General features: G+C 47.1%; 10 protein-coding genes. All 10 read left to right on the top strand.

Annotated elements, in window-relative coordinates:
- Positions 1–5: 5 nt before the first annotated feature.
- The 10 genes from ACFSVM_RS13695 (at position 6) to ACFSVM_RS13650 (ending at position 13,965) form a co-directional block, all read left to right on the top strand.
- Positions 6–857, top strand: a complete 852-nt coding sequence (locus ACFSVM_RS13695) for an ABC transporter permease (protein ID WP_090724021.1) — start codon at positions 6–8, stop codon at positions 855–857.
- Between the two features lie 179 nt (positions 858–1,036).
- Positions 1,037–2,002 (top strand): aromatic acid exporter family protein, encoded by a 966-nt coding sequence (locus ACFSVM_RS13690; RefSeq protein WP_379262734.1) that lies wholly within the window; start codon positions 1,037–1,039, stop codon positions 2,000–2,002.
- A gap of 129 nt (positions 2,003–2,131) precedes the next feature.
- A complete protein-coding gene (locus ACFSVM_RS13685) occupies positions 2,132–2,692 on the top strand; it encodes an outer spore coat protein CotE (RefSeq protein ID WP_076312809.1) in 561 nt (186 codons plus the stop codon).
- 109 nt (positions 2,693–2,801) lie between these two features.
- Positions 2,802–4,037, top strand: a complete 1,236-nt coding sequence (locus ACFSVM_RS13680) for a putative amidoligase domain-containing protein (protein WP_379262731.1) — start codon at positions 2,802–2,804, stop codon at positions 4,035–4,037.
- A gap of 157 nt (positions 4,038–4,194) precedes the next feature.
- Complete coding sequence (gene mutS / locus ACFSVM_RS13675) at positions 4,195–6,945, top strand: DNA mismatch repair protein MutS (protein WP_379262729.1); 2,751 nt, start codon at positions 4,195–4,197, stop codon at positions 6,943–6,945.
- Positions 6,946–6,981: 36 nt separating this feature from the next.
- A complete protein-coding gene (mutL, locus tag ACFSVM_RS13670; protein ID WP_076312806.1) occupies positions 6,982–9,054 on the top strand; it encodes a DNA mismatch repair endonuclease MutL in 2,073 nt (690 codons plus the stop codon).
- Positions 9,055–9,112: 58 nt separating this feature from the next.
- Positions 9,113–9,904 (top strand): class I SAM-dependent methyltransferase, encoded by a 792-nt coding sequence (locus tag ACFSVM_RS13665; protein WP_379262727.1) that lies wholly within the window; start codon positions 9,113–9,115, stop codon positions 9,902–9,904.
- Entirely contained in the window at positions 9,882–10,862 is a 981-nt protein-coding gene (miaA, locus tag ACFSVM_RS13660; protein ID WP_076312804.1) for a tRNA (adenosine(37)-N6)-dimethylallyltransferase MiaA, read from the top strand. The genes ACFSVM_RS13665 and miaA overlap by 23 nt, the downstream gene beginning before the upstream one ends.
- Before the next feature lie 20 nt (positions 10,863–10,882).
- Positions 10,883–11,122, top strand: coding sequence for an RNA chaperone Hfq (gene hfq, locus ACFSVM_RS13655; protein WP_047910668.1), 240 nt, complete (start codon positions 10,883–10,885; stop codon positions 11,120–11,122).
- Between the two features lie 185 nt (positions 11,123–11,307).
- A complete protein-coding gene (locus tag ACFSVM_RS13650) occupies positions 11,308–13,965 on the top strand; it encodes a transglycosylase domain-containing protein (RefSeq protein ID WP_090724028.1) in 2,658 nt (885 codons plus the stop codon).
- Positions 13,966–14,016 lie beyond the last annotated feature (51 nt).

Raw genomic sequence — 14,016 nt, 5'->3', positions numbered from 1 at the left:
GCCTAATGGAAGCAAAACCGTTGGAAGCAGCACCTCATGAAAAAGCGCAGGAAGAGCAATGGCTTCACAGCATTCATCTCCAGCACAAGAAACGGAGAAGAAGATGGAGAAGATATGTCAGTCTGACGCAGATTGCGATTCTTATTATGATGTTCCTGTATTGGGAAATCGCGGGCAGATTAAGATGGATTGACGTGCTCCTGTTCAGCTATCCTTCCAAGATTGGCGCACAGCTGTGGAAGGATGTGGTCAGCGGCGAAATTTGGCTCCATACCTCAGTCACGGTGTTTGAAACGATTGTCGGCTTCCTGCTGGGCACACTGCTTGGCACGCTCATCGCTGTACTTATCTGGTGGTCCCCTTTCTTATCGAAGGTGCTTGATCCTTACTTGGTAGTACTGAACAGTATGCCGAAGGTAGCCCTTGGACCCATCTTTATCGTCATGTTTGGCGCTGGCTTTACTGCAATTGTCATGACGACCATATCTATTACAGTTATTATTACAACGCTTGTTGTGTATAACAGCTTTAATGAAGTAGACCCAAACTATGTAAAGGTTGTACGCACATTTGGAGGAAACCGAAAGCATATTTTTCGCAAAGTAATCTTTCCTGCATCCTTTCCTGCGATCGTCTCCACACTTAAGGTAAATGTAGGTTTGGCCTGGATCGGAGTTATTGTGGGAGAATTTCTTGTCGCGAAGGAAGGCTTGGGATATTTAATTATATATGGTTTTCAAGTGTTTAATTTCACCCTCGTTATGTCGAGTCTCATTGTAATTGCTGTAGTGGCGACGGTAATGTATCAGCTGGTAGCGTGGCTCGAGCGTAAGCTGATGAATGGCAGGGAGTATTAATCCGCTCTTGACTGAACTATGGATTCTATCTCACATCCGTAAATATGTCTGTGACATGTCACATTGTTCCAGAAGGAAAAATCGTGTACGATTGATACCTACGATCTGATTGGGTACTAATATAATGGAATCATTATTTAATGTACTCGCCTTATAGAGAGAAGAGAGGGTTATCATACATGGGTTTCCGCGTTATCAAAACAGCGATTGCTGCCTTAATGGCTGTGCTGCTGGCTGATGCTATGCAGTTAAAAGGACCAACGTCGGCAGGATTGCTGGCCATTCTGGGTGTCGATGTTACTCGTAAAAGAAGCCTGAAGACGATCTCGGCGCGATTTTTTGCGTCCGTAGTAGGGCTTCTTTTTGCTTCAGTACTTTTTTTCCTGTTTGGATTTCATTATTGGGTGCTGGCCATTTATATCCTGACGGCATTTCCTGCCATTGTGCGGTTTGGCTTTAAAGAAGGCATAGTCACAGGGTCCGTCGTCGTCTTCCGTGTGTTTAGCGGAGGAGAGATGAGCCTCGAAGTCATCTGGACACAAATACTACTGCTCATTGTTGGGCTTGGCTCGGCGATGGTCGTTAATTTAGCTTATATGCCAAAATCGGATAACATGCTCTTCAACATCCGTTCAGAGATCGATGAGCTGTTTTCGGTAATTTTCACCCAGTTTGGCCGCACACTAAGAGATCCCTCATACGTGTGGACGGGTGCTGAATTCATGGAAGCTGAGAAGGCAATAGATAAGGGAGTCGCAGCCTCCAAGCTGTATCTTGAGAATCAAGTGATCCATCCGAACGAGGAATGGACTGCATACTTTTATATGCGCAAGACCCAGCTGGATTCCATTCAGCATATGATGCATTTAATATCACAGGTATATACGACCATGCCGCATGCGGAAATGGTAGCTGAATTGTTCGAGCAGTTAAGCGATGATGTGTGCAATGAGTTCTATACTGGAAGGACCGAGAAACTTCTAAGCATGGTAGAGCAAGAGTTTAGAACGATGGATCTGCCCACAACAAGAGAAGAATTCGAGATTCGTTCGTCGATCCGTCAGCTGTGCCGGGAACTCGCTTTGTACTTGAAGATTGCGAAAAAGGACAAGGCACCGTTCCCTGTCCCTGCAAAAGGAAATTAGCTTATTCAACATCTAAGCCGCTATAAATTAAAAGTTATCTTTTTCAATTATATTTATCTGTAAATTGGTAACAAACGCCCATGTCCTGCATACATATAAATGGAATGATTGTATGGAGGAGGTTCAAAGATGTCATTGAGTCATAAACATCAATGTAGAGAGATTATAACGAAGGCGATCTGCGGCAAGGGTCGTAAGTTCTCTACCGTAACACATACCGTGACTCCGCCACATAATCCTACCAGTATTTTGGGGGCATGGATTATTAACCACGAGTACGAATCGGTCCCGGCAGGAGACGGAATTGAAGTTATTGGTACTTACGATATCAACATTTGGTATTCCTATGACCAAAACTCTCAAACCGATGTAGCGAAGAAGACAGTATCCTATGTAGAGAACATTCCACTATCCTATCTGGATCCTAAGCATCGTGCCTCCACTGTTGAGGTCTCTGCGGATGCAACGCAGGAACCGAGCTGTGTAGAGGCGACGGTAGCTTCGGGCGGAGGCAGTGTTGTCATCCGCGTGGAACGTGAATTTGCAGCCGAAATGGTTGCTGAAACCAAGGTTCGTGTTGTCGTGTGCAAGAACAACTGCAATGAAGAAGCAGACAAAGATTATGATTTCGGCTCACTTGATGGTGATTTTGACGAGCTTGATCCTGACTTGCTGGATGATGAGATCTAATTGGTGCTGCAATACCTATATGGCAATATATGCGCCGAACCCTTCGGCGTAGAGGGCGGCAGCCCTCCTTTTTTTATTTCTTTTTTAGGGGAAGGACGGTCTAGATGCCATGTTAGTAATTCGAAATTCGGAACATTACGAGTCGATGACAATGGAGGAGCGTGAGGCAAGATTAACCCGCTCAGGACTTCGTTCTTCCCTGATTCATCCTAAAGAGAATAAGCTGCAGTTCCTTGTGACTTATGAAGTCTTGATCAGTCAGCTTCATGCGTTAAGAATCGTGAAAAAGAGCTATGCCGGAATTCGGGAAGGCAACAGGACGGTGCTGCATAGGGAGGACAACATTTCGCTCTACAATCGAATTGAACGTGCTGCTGTTCGAGCGGCATATGCACTGAATCTGGAGCATGCAGAGGTTGTGCTGCAGGCTGGAGGACAGCAAGGCATTAGCGTAAGCAGCGTTCATTCACAGCCATGGTTAATTAGAGAAGGGATAGCAGAGTTGTACGAACAGGCGATGATGGAGAAGCAGCTTGCTCTTGAGGCAGAGAGAAATTTACATACGTCTCCGGTACTCGGTATGGATCCGGAATTTCTGCTGATTAGCCAACAGGAGGAGCGAGTTGTGCCTGCTTCTTTATTTCTAGAACGAACGGGCGAAGCCGGGTGTGACGCGGTAACTCGAGGCGGACGAAGATCTTACCCTGTCGCGGAGCTTAGACCTATGCCAAGCTCAGAGCCTCGGGAGCTCCTCGCTCATTTGATGCACGCGTTCTTAACTGCTTCAACGCTGATTACGGATCACACGCTGTTATGGAGAGCAGGCGGGCTTCCGGTAAGCGGTCTTCCGCTGGGTGGACATGTGCATTTTAGCAGAGTGGTTCTAACCTATGATCTGCTCCGTGCTCTCGACAATTACTTGGCGCTTCCGATCGCCATATTGGAGGATCCTCGCAGCAGCGGCCGAAGACCGAAATACGGCTACTTGGGTGATTTTAGAACTCAGCCCTATGGCGGCTTCGAGTACAGGACACTTCCGAGCTTCTTGGTATCTCCAATGATTGCCAAAGGGGTGGTATCCATTGCTTATCTGGTCGCTGCCAATTACCGGCTGCTTCAGCGAAGACCGCTTGATCTTACTGAGAATCATGAAGCTTTTTATAAGGGGAATAAACAAGTTCTTCGCGGACTGGTTCATCCCTTGCTGCAGGAATTAACAGCTCTGCCCGATTACAATCGGCATCATAAATATGTGAATCCCTTGATTACGGCACTCTATCAAGGGAAGACATGGGATGAATCCAAGGATATAAGACCTCTCTGGAATATTCAGCAAAAGCCATGAATAAGAGGTCTCTTTTTGATATAATAAGCGGATGAATCCGTATCATCGTTTTGATGAGCTATAACATTCATTTGGATAACCTAATATATGTGTTACCAGATGGATGATAGGACTCGAAATTATCGATGCAAATTGTGTGGCAGGAGTGGTATAATTCATGGCTCAATACACGCCAATGATTGAACAATATTTGAAGGTAAAAGAACAGGCGCAGGATGCGTTTCTTTTTTTTAGACTTGGTGATTTTTATGAGATGTTTTTTGAGGATGCAACCCTTGCTGCGAAGGAACTCGAGATTACGTTAACCGGCCGTGAAGGTGGTGGCGGAGAACGTATTCCCATGTGCGGCGTGCCTTATCATTCCGCCGATAATTATATTCAGCGATTGATTGAGAAAGGGTACAAAGTTGCGGTATGTGAACAAATGGAAGATCCGGCCGCAACCAAAGGAATGGTACGCCGTGAAATTGTGAGAGTGATTACGCCGGGCACCGTCATGGAAGGCAAGACGATTGGCGAGAAGTCAAACAATTATATGATCTGCTTGACACAAACCAGCGGTGTTTTGGCGATTGCTGCCTGCGATTTATCTACAGGAGAGCTGTATGTTACCTCTGCTCCATATTCTGAAAAGTGGCTTAAGGATGAAATTGGCATCTATGAGCCCTCTGAGCTGATCGGAGATGCTGAGCTGCTGCAGACGGTGCAGTCCGAGATGCTGGCAGGCAACCGGAAGATCACCTACACGGCTTGTGACAAGAGCAAAGCTGAGCTTGTTATAACCCAATTCGGTGAAGCTGCATGGGCCCGTCTGGGGGAAGAACGCAGACATTGTCTTGCGACGTTGTTTGCCTACCTGAATGAGACCCAGAAGCGCTCATTGGGGCAATTGACTCAAATCCAGACGTATGAACCCGATCATTATATGATTCTGGATCCATTCACGCGAAGAAATCTGGAGCTTGTGGAAACGGTGCGTGACCGCTCCAAGAAGGGCTCCCTTCTATCCCTGATAGATAAGACAGAGACCTCCATGGGAGCGAGAATGCTCAGACGCTGGATTGATAAGCCGCTTCTCCAACGACAGAAGATCGAAGAGCGTCTTGAAGCGGTGGACAAGCTGTACAACCAGTTTATTCTGCGAAGCGACATTCGTGAGCAGCTGAAGGAAATTTATGATCTGGAACGACTGGTTGGACGAATTGCATTCGGCAATGCCAATGGACGGGATTTGAATGCGCTCAAGGTGTCTCTTGAAATGATACCTGCGCTTGCCAAGCTGTGTGCAGATTCTCCTTCTAGCACCTTGCGCCGTATTGCAGAAACGATGGATGATTGCTCCGATTTGCGCGAGATGATTCATCATGCCATCGTGGACGAGCCGCCCGTCTCTGTCAGAGAAGGCGGAATGATACGCGAAGGATATCATGAACATTTGGATGAGCTGCGTTATGCAAGCGTGAATGGTAAGCGCTGGATCGCCGAATTAGAAGCACAGGAACGCGAAATTACGGGGATCCGCTCACTTAAGATCGGTTATAACAAAGTGTTCGGCTACTATATCGAAGTGACCAAATCGAATATTTCATCCCTGCCTGAGGGCAGATATGAGCGCAAACAAACATTGGCTAATGCCGAGCGATATATTACACCTGAGCTGAAAGAGAAGGAATCTCTCATTCTGGAAGCTGAAGATAAGATGGTAGGGCTTGAATATTCATTATTTATCGAGATTCGTGATCAGCTTAGCAAGGAGATTAAAAGATTGCAGAAGTTGGCTGAGCAGGTCGCAGAGATTGATGTGTACCATTCACTTGCTGCCGTCAGTGCAGAACGCGGTTTTGTTAAACCGAGCATCACGGATGGATTTGACATGAAGCTTATTGGAGGACGGCATCCTGTTGTAGAATCGGTCATGCGTGATGGTGCATTTATGGCAAATGATACGGTGTTAACACAGGAGGATCCACGAATTCTGCTGATTACTGGGCCGAATATGGCGGGGAAGAGTACGTATATGCGTCAAGTGGCGCTCATCTCTATTCTGGCTCAAATTGGCTGCTTCGTTCCTGCTGTGGAGGCTGAGGTTCCGATCATGGATCGAATATTTACGAGAATTGGCGCAGGTGATGATTTGATCGGCGGTCAGAGTACCTTCATGGTAGAAATGGCTGACATTCAGGTGATGACGGAAAAGGCAACTCCGCGAAGCCTGATTATTATCGACGAGCTGGGGCGCGGAACCTCAACGAGCGAAGGTATGGCGATTGCTCAGTCGGTCATTGAATATGTGCATGATCACATCGGGTGCAAAGCTCTGGTCTCTACTCATTTTCATGAGCTTGCCCATCTGGAGGATAGTCTTCCTTCCCTTCGAAATTATTCAATGGCCGTGCAGGAGAAGGAAAATGAAGTGCAGTTTCTACGCAAACTGATCCCTGGTGCGGCAAGCAGCAGCTATGGGATTTATGTCGCAAGACTGGCTGGGCTGCCGAGTTCGATTATTGATCGTGCGAGCAGGCTGATCCACACCATTGAAGAGCACTCATTTGATATCGTTGCTGAAGGGCATAAGGAGCCGTTCCAGAACGATTACCGTCAAGCCGAGAAGGAAGCGGCAGCTTCGTCAGATCAAATGATGCTGAAGGAGACGAAATTAGCTGCGAAGACGTTTGCAAATGAAGAAACGGAAGAGCCCGCTGCTATGTCAAATGAAGTTGTGCAGCTGTCGATATTTGGAGATGAATGGCCTGAGCCGAAGAAGAAAGGTGCGCAGGAAGCTCATGAGCTGGACCCTGTTGTCAAGCAGCTGATAAAACGGATTAGGAACGCGGATTTAATGAACATGACGCCGCTTCAAGCGATGCAGCTTGTAAATGAATTGAAAATGAAAGTAACAGATATGTAAGGTTATGAACCTATAAATAAAAGGGAGGGGTAAAAGGTGGCTAGAATTCATGTGCTGGACGAGCATATTGCCAATCAGATCGCTGCCGGTGAAGTGGTGGAGAGACCCGCTTCTGTCGTTAAGGAGCTTGTGGAAAATTCCATTGATGCAGGAAGCACCCGTATCGATGTATCCGTACATGAAGGAGGGCTCCAAAGCATCCGGATCACCGATAATGGAGGCGGAATTGATGCAGAGGATATGGAAACCGCCTTTTACCGCCATGCGACGAGTAAAATTGCCAACGGTCGGGATTTATTTGAGATCACGAGTCTTGGTTTTCGGGGCGAGGCCTTACCGAGTATTGCTGCCGTATCCAAAGTAAGGCTGATCAGTGCGACTGAATCCGACGGACGTGGGCGTGAGATTGTCATCGAGGGCGGCAAGCTGATCAAGCATGACGATATTACTGCCTCTCGCGGGACCGATTTTTTGGTTGAGGAGCTGTTCTACAATACCCCAGCCAGATTGAAATATATGAAGACGATTCAGACGGAGCTTGGGCATATTTCGGATGTCTTGTACAGAATGGCGTTATCTCACGCCGATATCGCATTCACGTTAAGACATAATGGCAACCTGCTCTTGCAGACCCTAGGCAATGGAGATCTGCTTCAGGTCATTGCTGCGGTATACGGAACCTCCGCTGCCAAAGCGATGCTCCCGATCAGCGGCGAGAGTCTGGATTATCGAATCAGCGGTTATGTAAGCAGGCCAGATCTTACAAGGGCTAATCGCAATGGCATATCGACCATCATTAATGGCCGTTATATTAAAAATTATGGGCTGAACCAAGCTCTGCTTAAAGCCTATCATACGCTGCTTCCGATTAATCGGTTTCCGCTTGCCGTACTGCAGCTGGACATGCATCCGTCATTAGTGGATGTTAACGTCCATCCGGCCAAATTGGAGGTTCGATTCAGCAAGGAGCCTGAGCTGTATACTTTTGTGGAGGAGCACACTCGCGCTGCACTTAAGCAGGAAGTGCTCATTCCCCAAGTAATTAAACAGAGTATTGGAAAGCCGGAGAGTAAATCGTTTATACAGGAGCAATTTCATTTTACAAAATCGAAGCCGCATGAAGTGCATGCAAGTGCAACGAATAAGGAGATATCTGGAACCTCATCCTTATCAAGCCCTGTGAAGAAGATGTACAATCCGACGGATAAGCAGGGCATTAGCCCACCTATTTATGAGAGGGATATGACCCGTTCCCAGCCTCAGCCAAGCAATGCTGAGAAAAGGGAACGTTTAAGCACAGCAAATACTGATCGTGCAGCAGGGAGTTCTTCTGCTGCACCGATTGAAGATATAGATGACAATTACACTGTGCGCGATTCGTTCAAGCAGCAGGTCATCAGAGAAACGAGAATGAATCGTGCGAATGGGGATTATTACCGGGACAGTGCTGCGCTTAAGTCAAAGAATGTACAAGGAATGATCAAAGATCATTATGGACAGCTAGCGGGTACAAAGGCAGAGCTGCCACAGTTTCCTGAGCTGGAGCTGATCGGTCAGCATCACGGAACTTATTTGATCGCACAAAATGAGAACGGGTTGTATCTGATTGACCAACATGCTGCACATGAGAGAATTAACTATGAATTCTACTACAACCAATTCGGCAATCCGGTTGAGGCATCTCAGGAGCTCCTGCTCCCGATCACTTTGGAGTTCACACCCTCGGAGACAGAGCAGCTAAAGGACAAGCTTCATTGGTTTGAACAGGCTGGAGTTTACCTGGAGCATTTCGGTGGACAAACCTTCCGTGTTACATCCTATCCTTATTGGCTGCCCAAAGGCGATGAAGAGTCAATCATTCTGGAGATGGCGGAATGGGTGCTGTCAGAGCGGGGAATTGATCTGTCTAAGCTCCGTGAAGCCGCGTCCATTATGTGCTCATGCAAGGCATCAATTAAAGCCAATCAGAAGCTGACAGATCAGGAAGCGGTCGTGCTGCTGGAGCGGCTCGCGGGCTGCAAGCAGCCGTATACTTGTCCACATGGAAGACCTATAGTCGTCTCGTTCTCAACCTATGATCTGGAAAAGATGTTTAAAAGAGTGATGTAATGTGGAACAACATGAAGTAGTTGAACTAAATCAGATGATAATGACTAGGAGAAAATAAATGATAATTACAACAGGCGATACGAATGCAAAGACGCTTGCGGAGCGTGCGGTTCGTCTTGCCGAGGTTACCCATTCAAGCTATGTTCAGCGAAATAAAGCTTCCCTGGCCAAGCTATCGGAACAATATGGCGATGAAGATATTATCGTTGTTGTAACCAATGGTGTTCGTTTGATCAGTCCGGGGGAGCCTGTGCTCGAATTTCATCCAAGCATGGGATTCGTTCGGGCGAAGCGCGTACTAAAAGGAGAGAGCGATCCTATGCTGGAAGCTGCGAAGTTCCAGAAGGGTGACTCTGTGCTGGACTGTACGGCAGGTCTTGGTACGGATTCGCTGGTCTTCGCCGTCGCTGCAGGAGGAGAAGGGCATGTCACCGCTTGTGAGAGTTCACATACTTTGTACACCGTACTGCTAGAGGGCATGAAGTATTATCGGAGCGGCAACAGCCGTGTGGATGAGGCGCTAAGATCCATTCAGGTGAAGCACAGCAACCATCTAGAGCTGCTCCGCGGCATGGGTGACAATAGTGTCGATGTCGTATATTTTGACCCGATGTTCCGTGAGCCTGTTATGGATTCAAATGCGATTCGTCCTTTGCGCAGATATGCGAATAGTTCGCCCTTGGCGCTGGAGAGCATCACAGAGGCCAAGAGAGTGGCTAGAAAGACAGTGGTTATGAAAGAAAAAAGGGACAGTGGTGAATTTGCGAGACTCGGTTTTAGTGCCGTGAATCGTGCCCATTCAAAAACAGTGTACGGAGTGATTGAACTTGACAGAAACTCGAAAGCCTAAGCTGCTTGTGCTGGTGGGACCTACCGCAGTAGGCAAGACAAAAATGAGCATCGAACTGGCTAAGACCTTTCAATGCGAAATTATCTCAGGCGATTCCATGCAGGTCTACAGACGGATGGACATCGGGACGGCGAAGATCAAGCCAGAGGAAATGGGAGGTATCCCACACCATCTTATCGACATTCATGAGCCGGATTACCCATATTCTGTCGCGGAATTTCAAGAGGAGAGCCGCAGGCTGATTCGAGAGATACATGAGCGGGGCAAGCTGCCTTTTATCGTAGGAGGGACCGGGCTGTATGTTGAATCGGTATGCTATGATTTTCAATTCTCTGAAGCAGGCTCTGATGAACAATTTAGAAAAGCCCAGTTTGATTATGCGGAAGCAAACGGAGCGGAGGCATTGCACCAGAAACTACAAGAGGTAGATGCAGACAGTGCCTCAAGACTTCATCCAAACGATGTGCGCAGGGTGGTGCGATCCCTTGAAATATATCACATGACCGGAGTCAAACAATCCGAACAGCTGGCTGCCCAGAATAAGCAGTCTCCCTACGAACTCTGTATCGTCGGTTTGACAATGGATAGAGAAATGCTATATAACCGTATTGAAGACCGTATTGACGAAATGATGAAGGAGGGGCTGGTAGAGGAGGTTGCTTCACTTCTCAGCCAAGGTGTGGGTCCCGGCTTTATTTCCATGCAAGGCCTCGGTTACAAAGAAATCGCTGCCTACCTGCGTGGAGAAGTACCACTGGATACAGCAGTAAGTGAACTGAAGAGGGATACGCGTCGCTTCGCCAAACGACAGCTGTCCTGGTTCCGTCATATGAAGGATATTCAATGGGTGGATATGACGGACACAGCAAATTTTTCTACGAACTTCGCTACTATACGTGATATAATAGCAGATAAGCTGAATTTGGAGCATGATTATTCTTCAAATCAATCTAATTGAACTTATTGGGGGTACGGCTAATGACCAAGTCCATCAACATCCAAGATACGTTCTTGAATCAAATGCGCAAAGAAAATATTCCAGCTACCATTTTTCTCGTCAACGGTTTTCAAATTCGCGGGACTGTCAAGGCATTTGATAACTATACCATTGTTGTCGACAGTGACGGACGCCAGCAAATGATTTACAAACATGCCATATCCACCTTTACACCACAACGGAATATTTCTCTTATGCAAAATGGCAGTGGTGAAGAATAAAATCAATCATTGAAACTTTTAAATTGTCCATTTCGTTTAATACGTATAGGATTGAGGCGGAGCAACCTGTAAAGGTTGTTCTTTTACTTCTCAGGAGAAAGTTTACAAATTGGTTTCAATTCTATGAAAAAAGATTTAAAGACTAGCATGAAGATGCTACACCTACAAGGGAGTCAGGAGGTACCATGTCAAACGATACATTGTCTAGGTCCGGGAATCGTAAGAATAATCAAAAAAAAGAGAAGAAACCAGGACCTCAGAAAAAGAAAAAAATATCGGGTAAACGTGTAGCCTGGACATTGTTTTTTACAGCTGCTTTTGCTATCTTTGTTGCGCTTGCCGGCTATCTGTTTATTATGGTGAGCGGAGAACGGATCTTACAGGCCAACTTTGACAAAATGACGGTGAATGAAACATCTAAGGTATATGACCGAAATGGTGAGGAGATCAGTGAGCTCTCTATTGAGAAGCGTGATCCTGTAGAAGGTGAGGAGATTCCTCAGATCTTAAAAGATGCCTTTATTGCGACAGAGGATAGAAGGTTCTACGAACACAATGGTGTTGACCTATGGGCGATCGGTCGGGCAGCAGTAACGGACATTATGGCCCGTTCTCTGGTTGAGGGCGGAAGTACAATCTCTCAGCAGCTTGCCAAGAACGTGTTTCTGACACGAGACAAGACGTTCTTCCGTAAGGCGACAGAGATGTCCATTGCGCTCGCGATCGAACGGAACTATTCAAAAGATGAAATCTTGACGATGTATTTAAACCGTACCTGGTTCGGATACCAGAATTATGGGATTCAAACCGCTTCGGAGTTTTATTTCGGCAAGAGTGACCTGAATGAGCTGGAGATTTGGGAAGTTGCAACGCTGGCGGCGATTCCTAAGGGTCCTTCTGCTTATAATCCAGCAGGTAATCCTAACGACTCCAAAGAAAGAAGAGGGGTTGTCCTTCAGTTAATGTATGATCAAGGATACATTTCGAAGGAAGAGATGGATGAGGCCAAAGCAGTGGATTACGCTTATGAGCGCCCGGAAGAGGAGAAGAAATACGTTGCTTATGTCGATTACGTGCTGAAAGAGGCTGAGCGTGTAACAGGTAAAACAACGGATGATCTGAACATCGGTGGTTATAAGATCTATACAGCGATGGCTCCTGAGGCTCAAGAAGCTGTAGAAGCCGCTTTTAAGAATGATGAATTGTTCGAAGAAAGTGCATCGGACCAGAAGGTGCAGGGTTCCATGGTCATCATGGACCATGCAACGGGCGGTATCGTTGCGATGCAGGGTGGCCGAGATTATCAGCGTCAAGGCTGGAATCGGGCGACAAGCAGTTATCGTCAGCCAGGCTCTGCGTTTAAGCCGATTGCTTCCTATGCACCGGCACTTGAAACCGGTGATTTTACAATGAATACACCACTCAGCAACTCGGAGCAATGTTTCGGTGATTATTGCCCTCGAAATCTGCACGGTTATTCTAATACGATTGGAATGGCGGATGCCATTACGACGTCTGAGAATATTCCTGCTGTATGGCTGCTGAATGAAATCGGCGTAAATACGGGATATGAATTTGCCGAGAAGCTGGGTATTACGATGACGGATGGTGATCGCAATCTATCCATGGCGCTTGGCGGCTTGGATAAAGGAACGAATACACTTGAGATGGCTGCGGCATACAGTGCTTTTGCGAATCGAGGTCAATATCAGGAAGGTCACGCCATTACACGGATTGAGAACAGCGATGGCAAGGTGATTTATGAATATGAATCAAACGCGGAGCAAGTGATGAGTGAGCAAACGGCGTATCAAATGACAGAAATGATGCAAGAAGTTGTCAATAGCGGTACAGGAACAAGCGCGAAGCTGGATCGTCCTGTGGCAGGTAAAACAGGAACGACACAGAGCGGTTACGAAGGAAACAGCTCGAACCGTGATGTATGGTTCGTCGGCTATACGCCTGAATATACCGCCGCAGTCTGGATGGGATATGATAATCCGGATCAGCAGCATTTGCTGAAGAACAGCAGCCGGCTTGCAGCTACTTTCTTCAAGACAGTGATGGAAAAAGCACTTGAAGGAGTAGAACGCAAGGAATTCTTTGTGCCGGATAGTGAAATTCCAGAAGTGACTGAACCGCCAGTTGAAGAGGAAGAGCCCGAAACGGATCTGACGGTTAGTGGACTGAGTGCTTCTTACGATAAAGAAGCTCAAGCCGTATCACTGAGCTGGAGTGGGTCATCAACTGAAGGTTTACAATACCGAATCTATCGTAAAGAGACGTCAGAAGGAAGCTTCAGTCGAATCCAGGATCAGATCTCGGGAACATCGGCAACGGACACGGGAGCTCTACCGGGTCTGACCTACGAATATTATGTCACCGTTATTAATCCGGAGAACGGGGAGGACGCAAGTGAGTCCAACCATGTGTCACTGTTTATCGAACCGGAAGAGGAAGCTCCTGTTACTCCGGAGCAGCCGGAAGTACCAGAGAATCCAGGTACAGATCCAGGTCAAGGTGAAGAAAACCCGGATAATAACGGCAACGGTAATGGAGAAGGGACCGGAGCTGAGACCGGTGAAGGAAACGGCCCAGGTAATGAGGGTAACGGTGGAAATGGTTCCGGCAATGGCAATGCGGGTAATGGCGAGGGTCAAGGAGGAAATGACACTGGCAATGCTGGTAATGGTACAACAGAGCCTCCTTCTAATGGAGGGGGAGGTAATAACGAAGGTGGAGAAACTCCACCGGAGGAAACTACACCTCCATCTGGTGAAATCTCACCTCCAGGTGAAGATAGCCCGCCAACCACTACAGTTCCCGGTACAACGACACCTTAATAATATTGGCGAAAAGACCTGCTGTCACAGTGACGGCAGGTCTTTTTTTCG

The sequence above is a fragment of the Paenibacillus shunpengii genome (genome assembly GCF_042684905.1).
Classification (GTDB): domain Bacteria; phylum Bacillota; class Bacilli; order Paenibacillales; family Paenibacillaceae; genus Paenibacillus; species Paenibacillus shunpengii.
Note: the sequence above shows the minus strand (reverse complement) of the source record. Positions and strands in the feature narration are given on the sequence as shown.

Bases quoted from the DNA above. Each gene is read 5' to 3' on its own strand.
- ACFSVM_RS13695 (WP_090724021.1), top strand. From the start codon at position 6: ATGGAAGCAAAACCGTTGGAAGCAGCACCTCATGAAAAAGCGCAGGAA.
- ACFSVM_RS13690 (WP_379262734.1), top strand. From the start codon at position 1,037: ATGGGTTTCCGCGTTATCAAAACAGCGATTGCTGCCTTAATGGCTGTG.
- ACFSVM_RS13685 (WP_076312809.1), top strand. From the start codon at position 2,132: ATGTCATTGAGTCATAAACATCAATGTAGAGAGATTATAACGAAGGCG.
- ACFSVM_RS13680 (WP_379262731.1), top strand. From the start codon at position 2,802: ATGTTAGTAATTCGAAATTCGGAACATTACGAGTCGATGACAATGGAG.
- mutS (WP_379262729.1), top strand. From the start codon at position 4,195: ATGGCTCAATACACGCCAATGATTGAACAATATTTGAAGGTAAAAGAA.
- ACFSVM_RS13665 (WP_379262727.1), top strand. From the start codon at position 9,113: ATGATAATTACAACAGGCGATACGAATGCAAAGACGCTTGCGGAGCGT.
- hfq (WP_047910668.1), top strand. From the start codon at position 10,883: ATGACCAAGTCCATCAACATCCAAGATACGTTCTTGAATCAAATGCGC.
- ACFSVM_RS13650 (WP_090724028.1), top strand. From the start codon at position 11,308: ATGTCAAACGATACATTGTCTAGGTCCGGGAATCGTAAGAATAATCAA.